The organism is Xanthomonas bromi, from assembly GCF_900092025.1.
GTDB classification, from domain to species: Bacteria; Pseudomonadota; Gammaproteobacteria; order Xanthomonadales; family Xanthomonadaceae; genus Xanthomonas; species Xanthomonas bromi.
Genome location: NZ_FLTX01000018.1, coordinates 1 through 15,624, shown reverse-complemented (window position 1 = coordinate 15,624; position 15,624 = coordinate 1). Strand labels below are relative to the sequence as shown.

Sequence of the window (15,624 nt, the reverse complement as noted above, 5' to 3'; positions counted from 1 at the left end):
GACCGGTAGCCGCGCGAGCGGTGTGCCGGCCGTCGTCAGGGGGCTGCAATGAGTGCGCTTCGCGATGCGATGAGCCACGCCGCACTGGGCTGGGTCAAGCCAGAGCTGGACGAGACCTTGCGCCAGGCGCGCAACGAGATCGAGTACTTCGCCGAAGAACCGTCCGACACCAGTCGGATGCGGTTCTGCGCCGGTTACCTGCACCAGGTGCAGGGCACCTTGCGCATGGTCGAGCTATACGCGCCGGCCATGGTGGCCGAAGAACTCGAGTTGCTGGCCCAGGCCGTGCAGGCCGGCGAGGTTGCCGACCGCGACGAAGCCTGCGCCATGCTGATGCGCGGTACCGTGCTGCTGCCCGATTATCTGGAGCGCTTGCAGAACGGTCACCGCGACATTCCGATCGTGTTGTTGCCGCTGCTCAATGAGATTCGCGCCACCCGTGGCCAGCCGGGTCTCAACGAAAGCGTGTTGTTCGCGTTCGATCCGCAGGCCGGTGTCGCCACCGAGGCCGAGCTGGATCACGCACGCGGCAGCTTGAGCGGGCGCAATCGCGAATTGCTCGACACCGTCGGCAATGCGGTCAAGGAAGAATTGCTGCGCGTCAAGGACGCGCTGGACCTGCATCTGCGTACCGGTGGCGACATCGCCGAGCTGCAGGCCCAGGTCAAGGATCTGGGCAGCGTCGCCGACACCCTGGGCATGATGGGCCTGGGCGTGGCGCGCAATGTGGTCGTGCAGCAACGCGATGCGTTGGCGCGTGTGGTCGATGGCCAAGTCCAGATGGACGAAAGCGTGCTGCTGGATATCGCCGGCGCGTTGCTGTATGTGGATGCCTCGCTGGACGACCAGGTCGCCAGCCTCGGCGCCGACCCAGGCGACGGCACCGGTGCCAGCGGCAGTGCCACTTCCTCGGAAGTGCGTCGCACGGTCGATGTGCTGGCGCAGGAAGCGATCGCCAACTTCGGCGCGGCGCGTGAGCATTTCGTCGCCTTCATCGAAACCAACTGGGACCACGCCCGTCTGGCCGACGTGCCGCACCTGCTCGGCGAAGTTGGCGGTGCCTTGCGCATTCTCGAATTGCCGCAGGCCGCCGATTATCTGGAAGGTGTGCGTCGCTATGTCGATCTGGAATTGATCGGCAAGCAGCGCGTGCCCAGCGGCCGCCAGCTGGATACCCTGGCCGATGCGATGGCCAGCCTGGAGTACTACCTGGAAGCCCTGCGCGAGCGCCGTCCCGGCCGCGAAGAGATTCTGGACATCACCCGCAACAGCCTGGAAACGCTGCGTTATTGGCCGCTGCCGTCGGGCCAGCTGTCCGATCTGCCGGTCGGTGCGGATCAGCCGGGTAGCGCGTTCGAGCCGCAGCCGGTGGCCGCTGTGCCGTTGCAGCAGGCCGACACGCCGCACGCCGCCAACGATGCTGCGCCCATCCCGTCGCTGGAATGGGCCAACGACACCGTGGTCGAAACGCGGTTCGCCGCCAGCAGGGTGCACGACACCGGCGCTGCCGCGACCGACACGATGTTCTCGTTCGACCCGGTGGCTGCCGAGGAAACCGTGTCCGGGCAGTCGCATGTGCCGTTCACCGTGGCGCCGCTGGATCTATCCGACGATGGCGCGCAGGCGCCTGGCGCCTGGCAGCTGGAAACCACCGAGCAGGCCGCGCCGATCGCCATCGTCGCGTTCGACCCGGTGTCGGCCGAGCAGGATGGCAGCGAGGCCGCGCAGGTCAGCTATACCGTGGACCTGAGCGCGCTGGAGCAGGAACACGCTGCCGAGCCAGTGGTTGCCGAGGACGCGCCGTTGCAGATCGAGCAGATCGATCTGCTGGGCGATGCCGATCAGACCGAAGCGCCGTTGGATTTCATCGCCGAAAACGCGGCGTGGCGCGCGCAGACCAGCATCGAAGATGCGTTCTCGCCGCTCCCCATTCCGCGGCAGGAACTGGACGACCCGTTCGTCGAATCCGCGCAAGAGCCGCAGGACGTTCCGTCCGAAGCAGCATCCGACGCGGGCGCACCCCGCGTGCAACACGCGGTGGTCAGCGAGTTCGAACTCGACGACGCATCCGCTGCGTTCCTGGCCCAGCTCGACGCGGCTGCCGCGCAGTTCGATGTGGAGCGCCCGCAGGCGCCGACAACCGCAGCCGATGCTGAAACCGCGCAGGCACCATCGGAAGCTGTATCCAGCGACAGTGCCCAGGCCGCGAGCGCTGCCGATGCCGGCATTTTCGGAGGCTTCGGCGACAGCGATATCGACGACGATATCCGCGACGTCTTCCTGGAAGAATTCGACGAAGAACTGGTCAACCTGGGCCAACTGTTGCCGGCGTGGCGCGCTGCACCTGCCAGCCCGGAGAACCTGCGCACGATCCGCCGCGTCTTCCACACCTTGAAGGGCAGCGGGCGTCTGGTTGGTGCCAGCGTGCTCGGCGAGTTCAGTTGGAAGATCGAGAGCATGCTCAACCGCGTGCTCGATCATTCGCGACCGGCCAGCCCGGCGGTTGTGGCGATGGTCGAACTGGCCTACGACGTGCTGCCGCAATTCAACGCCGCGCTCCGCAACCAGTGCCGCATCAACGCCGATCTGCCTGAAATCCAGGCCATTGCCGAGCGCGTTGCCGCAGGCGAAGAGGTCTACTACGTGCCCGCAGCCGCGGCGCCGGTGGCGGCTGCCGTCGCGATTCCGGCAACGGCAGGCGTTTTTGCCGCCAGCGGTGGTGGAACCCCGGCCTCGGTGGACAGCGTGCTGCGCGAGATCCTGGAAGCCGAGGTCGCCACGCATCTGGACACGGTGAACGGGTGGTTGCAGGCCAGCCAGGCCGAACCGCAGCTAGCGACCGAAGAATTGCTGCGTGCCGTGCACACGATGAGTGGCGCCTTCGCGATGACCGACGTGCCGGAAATCACCTTGGTGACCACGCCGGCCGAAAGCTACGTCAAGCGTTTGCTGGCCGCTGCGGTGACGCCGTCGGCGGACGGGCTCGATGCAATCGCCGCCACCGCTGCCGCCATTGCCACCACGGTGACTGCGCTACGCGACGATGCGCCGTTGATTCCGTCGTTCGCCCCGTTGACCGAGCGCTTGCGCGTGCTTGTAGACAGCTTGCCGGAAGCGCAGTGGCCGCCGCAGGTGTTCCTGGACGAGCTGGACGATATCGACGCGCCAAGCGATACGGTGGGCGACAGCGATGCCGCGGTCGAGCTGACCGGTGCGCAGGATCTTTCGCAGTATCTGGACGCCCGTGCCCTACCGTCCGACGCGCCCGCACAGACGCCAAACGGCGAAGACGCACAGCCGCAGTCGGTCGACGCGCCGATTGCAGTGGACGAGCTGGCCGAGGCAGAAGCCGAACACGATTCGGCGCTCGCACTGGACGCACCTGCATCGCATGCGGTCGACGATGCCAGTCGCGCTGCCTCGCACGAGCACATCGACGCATTTTCCGAAGCTGGCCATGCATCGAGCGACGAGGCGCTGCTCCCGGTTGCCGCGTCCGAGCAGCTCGCCGACACGCTGCATGTCGATGCCACACAGCACGAACAGGCAGGCCTGGCCGCATCGCAGGGCACCGATGCGCACGACACGTCGGCCGACGAGCCGCTGGTCGGAGCCGATGCCTGGGACGCGACCGAGCTGCAACATGCGCAGGCCGCATCGTACGACCACGCTGTCGAGGCGCCGAATGCGGCATCCGCTGACGGCGTTTCCAGCGCGCATGACGCCACCGCGAACGGCTTGCTTGCTGACGCCACCGTGGCGGTAGACGAACTGGCCGATGCAGAAGCCGCAGTGGGCGAGACGCAGACGCTGGCTGCGGCCGATACCGAACAGGTAACGGACACGCAGGCGCACCACGCAATGACGCACGACGGGCAGTTTGCAGCGAGCGCTGACGACGCGGTCGAGAGCATCGACGCGCTGGAAGCCGTGCATGCAGACACAGCCTTGGCTGAACATGCCAACGCAACGAACGCGGAAGCGTGGACACCGGAAACAGAAGCGCTGGACAGCGTGCCGACCGCTCAGGACGGCCATGCAGGCGATCAGGTCGGCGACGAACGCGCGGATACGCAGCAACACTCCGGCGAACAGACCGCAGACGAGGCGGTGCAGCACAGCGACGCAACACTGCCGCACGCTGGCCAGACGCATGCGGACCAACAGCAGCACGCCGAAGAAGCCGCGCAGCTGGGCGAGCATGCAGACGTGGAAGCGCACGCCGCTTCGAAGCAGCAGCTGGATTCGGGCGAGTCCGCCGCTTCGGACGCGCAGCAGCACGCAGGCGAGCAGGTGCAGTCGGAGCAGGACGTCGACTCCAGCGAGCAACGGCAGACGGGCACGCACTCCTACGCACACGCGGGCGAAGCCGAGCACGCGACGGAACACGAGCGCGCCGAGGCCGAGCAGTCCGACGCACAGCACTCCGGAGCTGGGCATGCTGGAGCCGATCACGCCGACGCGCATCATGCGGAGGCCGACAGCGCGCACACCGAGCAGGCCGACACCGAAGCCATGCCCGATCACACCGTCGAATCGGTGCAGGCCTTCGAAATGGCGCATGCAGCCGATCAGGTCGAGGAGGCGGGCGATCCGCAGTCCGACACCGCGCCGGAATTGCACGATGCACAGGCCGTGACGTCCGACGACGTGGCGCACGCCGATGAGCATGCCGTGGTCGATGCGAGTGCCGTGGCCGAGCACGCAGAACATGTCGAACGCGCAGCGCAAACGGAAGCCAGCGACCAGGCCGACGCCGATCAGTACGCCGATCACGCCGCAGATCACCACGCAGCCGCCAGCGAGCACGACGCCAGCGACCACGGCGCAGTCGAGCCGGAAGACACCACCACCGCGGCCTTCAGCGCGCCGGTGGAAGAGGCTGCGCGTGCCGATACCGCAAGCAACGATATCGGCGCCGCGTTCGATATCGGCCCGCTCAACTTCGATCAGCTCGACGGCGAACTGGTCGACATCTTCGTCGAGGAAGGCCGCGACCTGCTGGACCATTGCGATGGCCTGATCGCCCGCATGCGCGAAATGCCGGAAGACCGCGATGTCCTCAACGGACTGCAGCGCGATCTGCACACGCTCAAGGGCGGTGCGCGCATGGCCGGCATCAACGCCATCGGCGACCTCGGTCACGCGATCGAATCGCTGCTCGAAGCCGTGGCGGCCAACCGTACCGATATCGATCGCGACGACGTGCGTCTGTTCGAGCGTGGCTTCGACCGGTTGCATCAGTTGCTGACCCGTACCGGCATGCACCGCGCGGTGGCAATGCCCACCGACCTGGTGGAAGCCTTCGAAACCCGCACCCGTGGCCGCGATGCCGCCCCGCCCAGCGAGGCCGATGTCCGCGCGATCGCCAAGGCGTCGGTGGAGCCGGCGCCGCTGTCGGCACCGATTCCGGTGGACGGCCAGAGCGAAGAAGACTTCCTGCCGCGCGTGCAGCAGGAGCAGGTGCGCGTGCGCGCCGACCTGCTCGACCGTCTGGTCAACCACGCCGGCGAAGTGGCGATCTACCGCTCGCGCCTGGAGCAGCAGTTGGGCGCGTTCCGCGGCGCCATGGGCGAACTGGATCGCACCAACGCGCGTTTGCGCGATCAGTTGCGGCGTCTGGATCTGGAAACCGAAGCGCAGATCGTGGCGCGTTATCAGCGCGAACAGGACCAGGGCGATCGCACCTTCGATCCGCTGGAACTGGACCGCTTCTCCACCTTGCAGCAGCTCAGCCGCGCGTTGAACGAATCGGCGGCCGACTTGGGCGGTCTGCAGGGTGTGCTGGAAGACCTCTCGCGTCAGTACGACGGCTTGCTGCAACAGCAGTCGCGCGTCAGCTCCGAGCTGCAGGACGGCCTGATGCGCGCGCGCATGGTGCCGTTCGACGGTCTGGTGCCGCGTCTGCGTCGTGTGGTGCGTCAGGCGGCCACCGATACCGGCAAGCACGTGCATCTGGTGCTGGAAGGCACCCAGGGCGAACTGGATCGCAACGTGCTCGATCGCATGGTCGCGCCGCTGGAACACATGCTGCGCAACTCGGTGGCGCACGGGCTGGAAACGCCCGAGCAACGTCGGGATGCGGGCAAGCCGGAAGAAGGCAGCATCGCGATCCGTCTGCGCCGCGAAGGCTCGGAACTCGTGCTGGAAGTGGCCGACGACGGCGCCGGGCTGGACCGCGAGGCGATCCGTCATCGCGGCGAGCAGCGCGGCCTGATCGAGCCGGGCCAGGAGCTCAGCGAGGCCGAACTGGATGGCCTGATCTTCGCCTCCGGCTTCAGCACCTCCGAGCAGGTCAGCCAACTGGCCGGCCGTGGCGTGGGCATGGACGTGGTGCGCAACGAAGTGCGTCAGCTCGGCGGCTCGGTGGATATCCACTCTGTCCGCGGCCAGGGCGTCACCTTCACCCTGCGCCTGCCGCAGACGCTGGCGGTCACCCAGGCGGTGTTCGTGCGCATCGGCGAGACCACCTTCGCGGTGCCGGTGGGGTCGGTCAGCGGTATCGGTCGTATCTCGCGCACCCGTTACGAGTCGGGTGAGGGCGGTTACCACTACGCCGGCGAAGAGTACGTGCTGCACGACCTGGGCTCGTTGGTCGGACAGCCGGTTGCGCGTGCCGATGGCCAGGCGCAGGTGCCGTTGCTGCTGGTGCGTGCGGGCGACCTGCGCGCGGCAGTGGCGATCGACCAGGTACTGGGCAACCGCGAAATCGTGGTCAAGCCGGTGGGCCTGCAGATCGCCTCGGTGCCGGGTATCTATGGCGCCACCATTACCGGCGATGGCCGCGTGGTGGTGATTCTGGACGTCGCCCCGCTGGTACGTCGCTACCTCAGCCAGCCGGCACGTCCGACACTGGAAACGCAGGCTGCAGCGCAGCGTCAGGTGCCGCTGGTGATGGTGGTCGACGATTCGCTGACCATGCGCAAGGTCACCAGCCGCGTGCTGGAACGCCACAACCTGGACGTCACCACCGCACGCGACGGTGTCGAGGCGCTGGAACTGCTCGAAGAGCGCGTGCCCGACCTGATGCTGCTGGATATCGAAATGCCGCGCATGGACGGTTACGAACTGGCGACCGCGATGCGTGCCGACCCGCGCTTCAAGGCGGTGCCGATCGTGATGATCACCTCGCGCAGTGGCGAGAAGCATCGCCAGCGCGCCTTCGAGATCGGCGTGCAGCGCTATCTGGGCAAGCCTTACCAAGAGTTGGATCTGATGCGAAACGTGTATGACCTGCTGGGGATCGCCCGTGTCCGAGACTAATGGCGCAATGGGAACGCCGGTCGCCCTGCTGGGCCGGCCGGGTGAGGCGCGCGAGCGCCTGCGCGAAGCGCTGGGTCTGGCCGGTGCGCAGGTGGTGCTGGAAGACGAGCCTTCGGCGGTCGACGTGCAGATGCTGCGCGATGCCGAGCCGGTGGCGGTGCTGGTCGCACTCGAGCCGTCGATCGAAGACGCACTCGAAGCGCTGGAGCCGGCCTTCAACATGCCTGGCGTCACGGTGATCTTCGACGAGGCCGAGCTGACCGTGCGGCGCGAAGGCTGGGAAGCGCAGCGCTGGGTGCGCCATCTGGCCGCCAAACTGCACGGCCACGCCGACGTCCTGCCGCCGGGCACCGAAAGCGAACCGGCGCTGCAGCCCGAGCCGGGTCTGGCGCTGGCTCCGCGCCAGCACTCGGACCTGCAGCTGGATCAACATCTGGAAGCGGCCGCGCATGCGTTCGAAAGCGTGCCCAGCGATGCCTTGTTCGCACGTGTATCCGCGCATGACGCTGCGCCAGCCACTGTGGAAAAACCGGGTCTGAGCCTGGGCGATTCCAGCACCTGGGGCTTGGTGGACGACGTGGCCGTGGTAGTGCGCCCGCGCGCCGAACCGGGTATGGCCGCGCTGTCGACCGGTGGATTGTCGTTGGTGGATATGGAGCACAGCGGCAACGGCAGCGTCACCGGGGTGGTGTTGGTGATGGCCGGCATCGGCGGGCCGGATGCGATCCGCCGCCTGCTGTCGGCATTGCCGCCGGAATTCCCGCGTGCGGTGCTGGTGCGCATGACCCTGGATGGCGGCCAATACGGCAACCTGGTACGGCAGATGGGGCGTGTCTCCGCATTGCCGGTCGAACTGGGCGAAGCGGGGCAGGCGATCGCACCGGGCAAGGTGTATGTGCTCTCCGACGAGGTCGGCGTGCAACAGCATTCTGGCGCGCTGGCGTTCGTGACGCAGACCGACGCGGCCGGGCTGATCGCCGCGCTGCCGCCGGCCGACAGTGCGGTGCTGATGCTCAGCGGTGCCAACGAGGCACTGGTGGAAGCATCGCTGGCATTGGCGGAGCAGGGCGGCTGGTTGGCCGGGCAATCCACCGACGGTTGTTACGACCCCGCGGCCGCAGCACGTCTGGCGCGGCGAGGCATTCTGACCGGCGATCCTGCGCAGTTGGCGCGGGCGCTGGCACAACGTTGGCCGGCATAAGCCGGGCGCTCCCTTTCGAATCGGAATCATGCGATGAGCTACGCCAATAACGACGAAATCCGCGGCGTCCTGATCCAGGCCGGCAGCGAGCGCGTGCTGCTGCCGAACGCGACGGTGGCCGAGGTGATGTCGCGCGTGGCGGTCGAGCCGCTGCCGGATATGCCGCGCTGGGTGGTGGGACGTATCGACTGGTACGGCTGGAAAGTCCCGCTGCTGTCGTTCGCGCGCCTCAGCGGCATGGGCGAAGAGCCCACCGCGGTCAACAACAAGGTCATCGTGTTGAAGGCGTTGGGCGGCAATCCGGCGTTGCCGTATTTCGCGCTGCTGACCGCCTCGTTCCCGCAGCTGATTTCGGTGCCGCGCGATGGCCTGCTGGCCGACGCATCGGAAGACGCGCTGCCCGACGGCGTGCATATGCGCGTGCTGCTGGGCGAGCAAAGCGCTTTGTTGCCGAACCTGGACGCCATCGAAGCGCAGGTCGGTCAGGCATTTGCGGCCGCTGCCGCCTGAGAGCGGTTGCACCCACTGCGCTTGCCGACAGGCGGGCGCAGTCGCCCCATGCAGTGGATGGCGTTTCGTCCTGAGTAATCGGCAGCGAAGGCGTTGCTCGCAGCCGGACGCTCCATCTCCCGCACCGGATGACGCACTGCTTTTCGGAGATGGCTTGTGGGGCGTGATCTCCATGCATCGGCCGGATGCACATTGCAGCGAGATGGCACGCATGTGTGAGGTGCGGCGGTCATGAGTCTTCCGGTCTTCGCGCCTGTCCAGCATAGCGGCGGCGTGGTGCTGTGCGATCTGGCCGTGGTCGACCCGGCTGCAATGGCCGACTACCACACGCGTAACCGCGCGCATCTGGCCGATGCGATGCCGCTGCGGCCGCCTGCGTTCTATACCGTCGAGGGTTGGCGCCGCCTGTGTATCGCGTACCGCAGCGCGGTGCCCGGCGAACGTGAGTTGCAACTGGTGTTGCTGCAGGACGAGCAGGTGATCGGCACCACCGGGTTCACCCAGATCCAGCGCGGTGCCTTCCAGGCCTGCCACATGGGCTACGGCCTGGACGCTGCGCTGCAGGGGCGTGGTTTGATCCACTGGGCAGCGACGCAAGGAATGGCATTTGCGTTCGGCCCGCTCGGCCTGCATCGGGTAATGGCGCAATACGTTCCGGAGAATCTGCGCAGTGGGCGCGTGCTGCAGCGGTTGGGCTTTCAGATCGAAGGCTACGCGCGGCGCTACCTGCAGTTGAACGGCCATTGGCGTGACCATGTGCTGACCAGCAAGTTGCGCGAGGACGATACGACTGGCCAAGGCGCTGTCGGTCGTCCGCCGGCTTCAGGGTAAGGCGCTCAAGGTCTCGAGCCATAGTTGATCGCTGGAAAGACTGCTGTCTTGCGCAAGCTCGATGTGCGTTGGCCAGCCACGTTGCGTGAGTTGATCGCGCAACTGCATCACCCAGCTCCGCACTGCCGCCGCATTCGGCATGGCAGCCGTGATGCGGATCGTGACCGGTGCCTGCTTGCCGTCACACGCGGCGTAGCCCGCAAGCCACTCGCGTGGCGATGTGGAGAGCGTCAGCGACGTAGTGCGGTGTGTCTTGCTGCGCGTGTCTTCATCGCGCTGCGGCTGCGCCGGTCTGGTAGCGGTCGTGCCGGCCGGTTGCGGCGACGCGGTTTCGCGATCTGTTTGGGGCTGCGGTTTGCCGACCTGCCGCTCCCGTTCGAGCGCAGTTGCAGCCGTTTGCGCCGCGAGCGGCGCCGCACCGGATAGCGGTATTTCGTTCGTCGGCGCGTTCGCAGCCGTGCGCTCGACGCGCAAGGCCTGCTCCAGCGACGGTGCCGGTAAAACGATCGGCGTCGTCGCAGGCACTGCTGCACGCTTGGCCGGTAACGGTGTAGGTGCGCCGCTGTCCGTGCCGGCCGCGAGCGCGCAACGGTTGTGCACGGATCCGCGCACGACAACGCCGCAATGAGGTTTATCCGCACGCGGCGCTGCCGCATGATGGAAGGCTAGTGCCGCATTGTGCGGCCGCTCGTTTCCATCATGGAGTTGCCCACATGATTCAGCGTCGTCACTTCCTCAAGAGCGCCACGTTAGGCGCGATCGCTTCCGGGCTCGCTGGCTGGGGCGCCCGCGCGCACGCCGCGATGGGCGCCACGCCAGCCGTGCGTCCGTCGGCACTGCCGCGTGGTGCGGCGCGGGTGATTTCCACCTGGGACTTCGGCGTTGCCGCCAATCAGGAGGCGTGGAAGGTTCTCAGCAGCGGCGGTATCGCGCTGGATGCGGTGGAAGCGGGCGTGCGCGTGCCGGAAGCGGACCCGACCAATCACACGGTTGGACTGGGCGGTTATCCGGACCGCGATGGGCGGGTGACGCTGGACGCCTGCATCATGGACCACCTGGGCAATTGCGGCGCGGTGGCGTCGCTGGAAGATGTGGTGCATGCCATTTCGGTGGCGCGCGCGGTGATGGAGAAAACGCCGCACGTGATGTTGGTCGGCGATGGTGCGCGTCAGTTCGCGTTAGCGCAGGGCTTCCCGAAAACCAAGTTGCTGACCCCGAGCTCGGAAGCGGCCTGGAAGGAATGGTTGAAGACGTCGAAGTATTCGCCGGAAGCCAATGTCGAAAACCGCGCCTGGCGCGATGCCAAGTTGCCGGGTGGCAAGGACAATCACGACACCATCGGCATGCTGGCGCTGGATACGCACGGCAATCTGTCCGGTGCATGCACGACCAGCGGCATGGCGTGGAAAATGCATGGGCGTGTGGGCGACAGCCCGATCATCGGTGCTGGCTTGTACGTGGACAACGAAGTGGGCGGCGCGACCTCGACCGGCGTGGGCGAAGAGGTGATCCGCAATGTCGGCAGTTTTGCGGTGGTGGAAATGATGCGGCAGGGCAAGTCGCCAGCCGATGCGTGCCGCGAGGTGGTGATGCGGCTGATCCGCCGCAAGCCGGAATTGACGCGGACCTTGCAGGTCGGGTTCCTGGCGATGAACAAGCGCGGCGAAGTGGGTGCGTTCGCGATCCAGAAGGGCTTCAGTTACGCGGTGTGCGATGCGCAGCGGCAGGATCTGCTGGTGCCTGGTGAGAGCCATTACACCAGCGAGCCGGCGGCATGAGCGCATTAGGTCTTGAAGTGGCGGCCGATTCGGTGGCCTCGGCGTTGGCCGCGCAAGCAGGCGGGGCGATGCGCGTGGAACTGTGCGGCGGACTCGATGGCGGTGGGCTGACGCCGTCGTTCGGCACCTTGGCGGTGGTGCGCGAGCGTTTGCGGATTCCGCTGCATGTGCTGATTCGTCCGCGCGTGGGCGACTTCGTGTTCGACGCTGCAGAGGTTGAGGTGATGCGCCGCGATGTGGAGCAATGCGTGCGGCTTGGGTGCAATGGCGTGGTGCTGGGCGCGCTGGACCGGCATGGGCAGGTCGATCTGGCCACGATGCGTGTGTTGATCGAGGCAGCGGGGTCATTGGGTGTGACGTTTCATCGTGCGATCGATGTCAGTGCCGACCCGTCGCGCGTGCTGGAAGATGCGATCGCGCTGGGCTGTGAGCGGGTGCTGACCTCGGGTGGACGTGCGAGTGCGCTGGAGGGAATCGACACCATCGCCGCGTTGGTGCAGCAGGCAGGGGAGCGCATCGACGTCATGCCCGGTGCCGGACTCTCCGAGTACAACCTTCGCAGCGTACGGCAGCACACCGGCGCCCACGAATTTCATGCTTCGGCGCGTTGCGTGATTGCCGCCCAGGTGCCGTCGCCGCACCCGTATATCCGCGATCTGGGAGGGGACTATCAGCGGACCGATATCGTGCGGGTACAACGGATGGTGGATGCGTTGCAGCAAGATTGAAACGCGCGCAACGGGTCGTTTCGTCCGGGTAGACGCTGCTCGACTTGCTCCGGCACGGAGGGCGCTGCTCGGCTCGCCGCTCTGCATGTCGGGTTTTCCGCTACAGCTGGCGTGAAGGTTCCGAGATCGTTTGCCGTTCGCTATCGGCGTCGTCGCTGACCTGCTCGGGAATGTGCAGCGTGAAAGAGGGAAAGCGTGCCCGGTCTTCCGGGTGTGCATCGACAATCAGTTCCCGGGTCTTCCACATCTGGACTGCCTTGGCCAGCGTCGCTGCGTCGAGCTGGCTTCCTTCGTGATAAACGTACTGGCCGAGATCATTGACGATGCCCAGATGCGCGCTCTTCTGCGCCTTCCAGTTGCTGACGTCCGTGTAGTGGCGGCTCAAGCCTTCCTGCGTCCGATCCTGGATTCTGGGGGAGGGGCCTGCCATGTCGCTTACCCGTGCCAGGAAATGGCGATCCCTGCTTTCTTTCAGCATTTTTTCCAGTGCCGGAATCTGACCGAAGGTGGTGGGAATTCCGGGCGGGCGCTTGTCTGGAAGATAGGATGGGGCGCCTTCCAGAAAGGGATTTCTTTCCTCATCAATGACCGTGCTCAGCATGGACTGGGCGGTGTCTTCGATGCGTTCGAGCGCAACCTTGTGCAGTTCGAGCGCAACCTTGTGCAGGAGTTCGGTTGTGGTCACCGAGGAGGATGCGCTGGCTCGATTGCCGGCAACAGGGGGCAATGGAACTGGAGTGGCCGTGCCAGCCCGCTCTGGTTCGGCGGGCGCAATCGGACGATGCTGGTCGAGTTGCGCTTGTAAATGCGGCGGCACCAGGATGATGCAACTGGCAGGTAATCCGGCAATCGACGGGTGCAGCGACCGCAGATTTTCGCAGCCTCGCAGATCGAGTTCTTCGAGTTGCGTCAGGCTGTGAATGTCCAGCGGCAGCGTGCGCAGGTTGCTGCAGTCTTTCAGGTTCAGTCGCTTCAATGGCGCAGTGCCGCCTAAAATCGGCGGGTAGTTGCCCAGGGCAGTGCAGCCTTGCAGATCCAGTTCCTCCAGCTTTGGCATTCGATGGATGGCCGGAGCAAGGGTGGACAGCGGCGAATTGCGTACCTGTAGCCTTTTCAGGTTTTGCAGGCCGGTGATGGAAGCCGGGAGCGACCTGATCCCGGTCTGTTCCAACTGCAGGCTCTGCAGGTTGACCAACCCCTCGTGCTCGCCGGAGACATTGGTGCTCGCCAAGCGTTCGGGAAGTTGCTTCAATTCCGGGCAGTCGAGGATGGAAATCTCGCGCAATCGGCTGAGGGTTGAGATGGATGCAGGCAGCGATCGAAGCGGATTGCGTGCAAGCGTAAGGGTTTCCAGGCCCGCGAATTGCTGCATCTCGGCGGGAAGCTCCATCAACCCTGCCGCATCGATCGTCATGTGCTGCAGATGAGAAAGACGATATGCCTGCTCCGGAAATTGTGGAAGCGGAACTGAGCGCAGTTCCAGCGATACCCGTTCCCCGAGGGCTGCGTCCTCCAGCATGTCCGCTGTCGCCTTCAGCGCCAGGTCTGTCCTTGTTGGGGCCGCCGGGTTGTCGCTGTTGGCCTGGCGCCATGCGTCGTGCCAATGGGTGCGGTCTGCATGGTAGTGTCGTTGCCATTGCGACAAGACGTCGCTGTAAGGGCGAAGCGCTGTGGAGCGCCGGAATGGTGGAGCGCCCACGGCGGGGTCCACCGGGGGGGGCACCGGCCGCAAGGTTTGCGAACCTGCGGTCACGGAATGAAAGCGAGAGCGTTCTATGTCGCTGAGCCGTGGCAGTTGCGGCGTCTGCGAAGGCGCTTCAGGCGCCTCGTTCATCCGCGCGGCGCTGACCGATCCGCTGTGGGGCAAAGGGCGCGCGGATGTGGTTGGTCGGCTGGAGGTCTCGGCAGAGGCAGACGTTGCTGGCGGACGACCAGACCGATAGCCAGGCACATATCTGATCAGCCCGCCGAGCATGCCTCTAGGGCGCTGGGGGGCGGAGTGTGCGGGTGGGTCATTGCGCCCGAGCGCATTTGAATGGGACCCGGTCTGCTCCGGCAGTTCCACAGGCGTGCCGGTCAGGCGTGGTTGATCGACGCGTCGCATCGCGTTCCTCGTCTTGGCTGTCGCTCACTGAAGATGATCGGCATGCAACGTGACTGGCGAATTCCCAGGGGCGAAGCCATCGCCATCGCGACGAAGGATCGGCGGCGTGGCCGCATGCCGTTGTACAGCTCGGACGAGCCGGCGGCATGCGCACATCAGGATTCGAGGTAACTGCCGATTCGATGGTCTCGGCGTTGGCCGCGCAAGAAGGCGGTGCGATGCGCGTGGATCTGTGCGGCGGACTCGATGGCGGTGGGCTGAGACCGTCGTTCGGCACGTCGGCGGTGGTGCGCGAGCGCTTGCGGATCCGGCTGTATGTGCTGATTCGTCCGCGCGTGGGCGACGTCGTGTTCGACGCTGCCGAAGTTGAGTGATGCGCCGCGACGTGGGGCAGTGCATGCGGCTTGGGTCTCATGGGGTGGTGCTCGGTGCGCTGGACCGGCATGGGCAGGCCGATCTGGCGACGATGCGCGTGTTGAGTCAGGTGGCAGGGTCGTTGGGTGTGACGTTTCATCGTGCGCTCGATGTCAGTGCCGCCCCGTCGCACGTGCTGGGCTGTGAGCGGGTGCCGACCTCGGGTGGACGCGCGAGTGCGCCGGAGGCAAGCGACGCCATTGCAGCCTTGGTACGTCAGGCCGGCGTCCGGATCAGCATCATGTCGGGTGCAGGCGTGTCGGAACGCTCGGAATGCACGGTGCTGGCGCTGCGGGCCCACACCGGCGCGCACGCGTTTGTTGTGTCGTCACGCGGGCCGGTTGCAGCGCAGATGCATGCGCCACATGCCTACATCAGCGATCTGGGTAGCGACCATCAACGCACCGATGTGGCGCGCGTGCGGCGGATTCTGCGGTTGTTGTACGAGACCGCAGCGTGAGGTGTTTTTTGGATAGGCGCGTTCCCGGCCAGTTTGCTTAGCTGCTGGAGCAACGTGTGATCGGTCAACACAAAGCTGTCATCCGGAACACCGTCATGCCGATTTGATGATTACTGCGTTGGCGCATGTGCAGAGCGGCTAAGAGCCGCTAACAAAACCCTTGAATTTTGTTGAGTCGGCGGCCTCATTGTCGACATGACACGTCGCAAAGAGATCCCTATTGCGCTGTGGAAGCGCATCGAGCCACTGATTCCGCAGGTCAAGCCATCCCCCAAAGGTGGACGACCTCGTGTCAGTGATCAGCAGGCCCTCAACGGCATCGTCTATGTGCTGCG

The 15,624-nt window shown here is 65.9% G+C and carries 9 protein-coding genes and 1 pseudogene; 8 read left to right on the top strand and 2 right to left on the bottom strand.

All coding sequences use genetic code 11. The features are described 5' to 3' along the window. Positions 1-48: 48 nt before the first annotated feature. From XBLMG947_RS06380 to XBLMG947_RS06365, 4 genes are all read left to right on the top strand, one after another. Positions 49-7,263, top strand: coding sequence for an Hpt domain-containing protein (locus tag XBLMG947_RS06380; protein ID WP_065467019.1), 7,215 nt, complete (start codon positions 49-51; stop codon positions 7,261-7,263). A 7-nt stretch (positions 7,264-7,270) separates the two neighbouring features. After that, complete coding sequence (locus XBLMG947_RS06375; protein ID WP_065467017.1) at positions 7,271-8,464, top strand: chemotaxis protein CheB; 1,194 nt, start codon at positions 7,271-7,273, stop codon at positions 8,462-8,464. A gap of 33 nt (positions 8,465-8,497) precedes the next feature. Then, a complete protein-coding gene (locus tag XBLMG947_RS06370; protein ID WP_065467015.1) occupies positions 8,498-8,974 on the top strand; it encodes a chemotaxis protein CheW in 477 nt (158 codons plus the stop codon). Between the two features lie 231 nt (positions 8,975-9,205). Then, positions 9,206-9,805 (top strand): GNAT family N-acetyltransferase, encoded by a 600-nt coding sequence (locus XBLMG947_RS06365; RefSeq protein ID WP_065467013.1) that lies wholly within the window; start codon positions 9,206-9,208, stop codon positions 9,803-9,805. Here XBLMG947_RS06365 and XBLMG947_RS22500 read toward each other — a convergent pair. Next, positions 9,797-10,330 (bottom strand): hypothetical protein, encoded by a 534-nt coding sequence (locus XBLMG947_RS22500; protein ID WP_139074363.1) that lies wholly within the window; start codon positions 10,328-10,330, stop codon positions 9,797-9,799. The two genes, XBLMG947_RS06365 and XBLMG947_RS22500, sit on opposite strands and share 9 nt — an antisense overlap. Before the next feature lie 188 nt (positions 10,331-10,518). Here XBLMG947_RS22500 and XBLMG947_RS06355 point away from each other — a divergent pair, with 188 nt between their 5' ends. Then, positions 10,519-11,583, top strand: a complete 1,065-nt coding sequence (locus tag XBLMG947_RS06355) for a glycosylasparaginase (RefSeq protein ID WP_065467012.1) — start codon at positions 10,519-10,521, stop codon at positions 11,581-11,583. After that, positions 11,580-12,311, top strand: coding sequence for a copper homeostasis protein CutC (locus XBLMG947_RS06350; RefSeq protein WP_065467011.1), 732 nt, complete (start codon positions 11,580-11,582; stop codon positions 12,309-12,311). The genes XBLMG947_RS06355 and XBLMG947_RS06350 overlap by 4 nt, the downstream gene beginning before the upstream one ends. Before the next feature lie 100 nt (positions 12,312-12,411). On the opposite strand, the gene xopL is transcribed toward XBLMG947_RS06350, so the two are convergent. Then, a complete protein-coding gene (xopL, locus tag XBLMG947_RS06345) occupies positions 12,412-14,145 on the bottom strand; it encodes a type III secretion system leucine-rich repeat domain-containing effector XopL (RefSeq protein ID WP_065467010.1) in 1,734 nt (577 codons plus the stop codon). A 416-nt stretch (positions 14,146-14,561) separates the two neighbouring features. Here xopL and XBLMG947_RS06340 point away from each other — a divergent pair. Together XBLMG947_RS06340 and XBLMG947_RS21200 are read left to right on the top strand one after the other, a co-directional pair. Beyond that, positions 14,562-15,289, top strand: a pseudogene (locus XBLMG947_RS06340) (copper homeostasis protein CutC). Positions 15,290-15,484: 195 nt separating this feature from the next. Further along, the coding region (locus tag XBLMG947_RS21200; protein WP_139074362.1) for a transposase at positions 15,485-15,624 on the top strand (140 nt) is incomplete at its 3' end.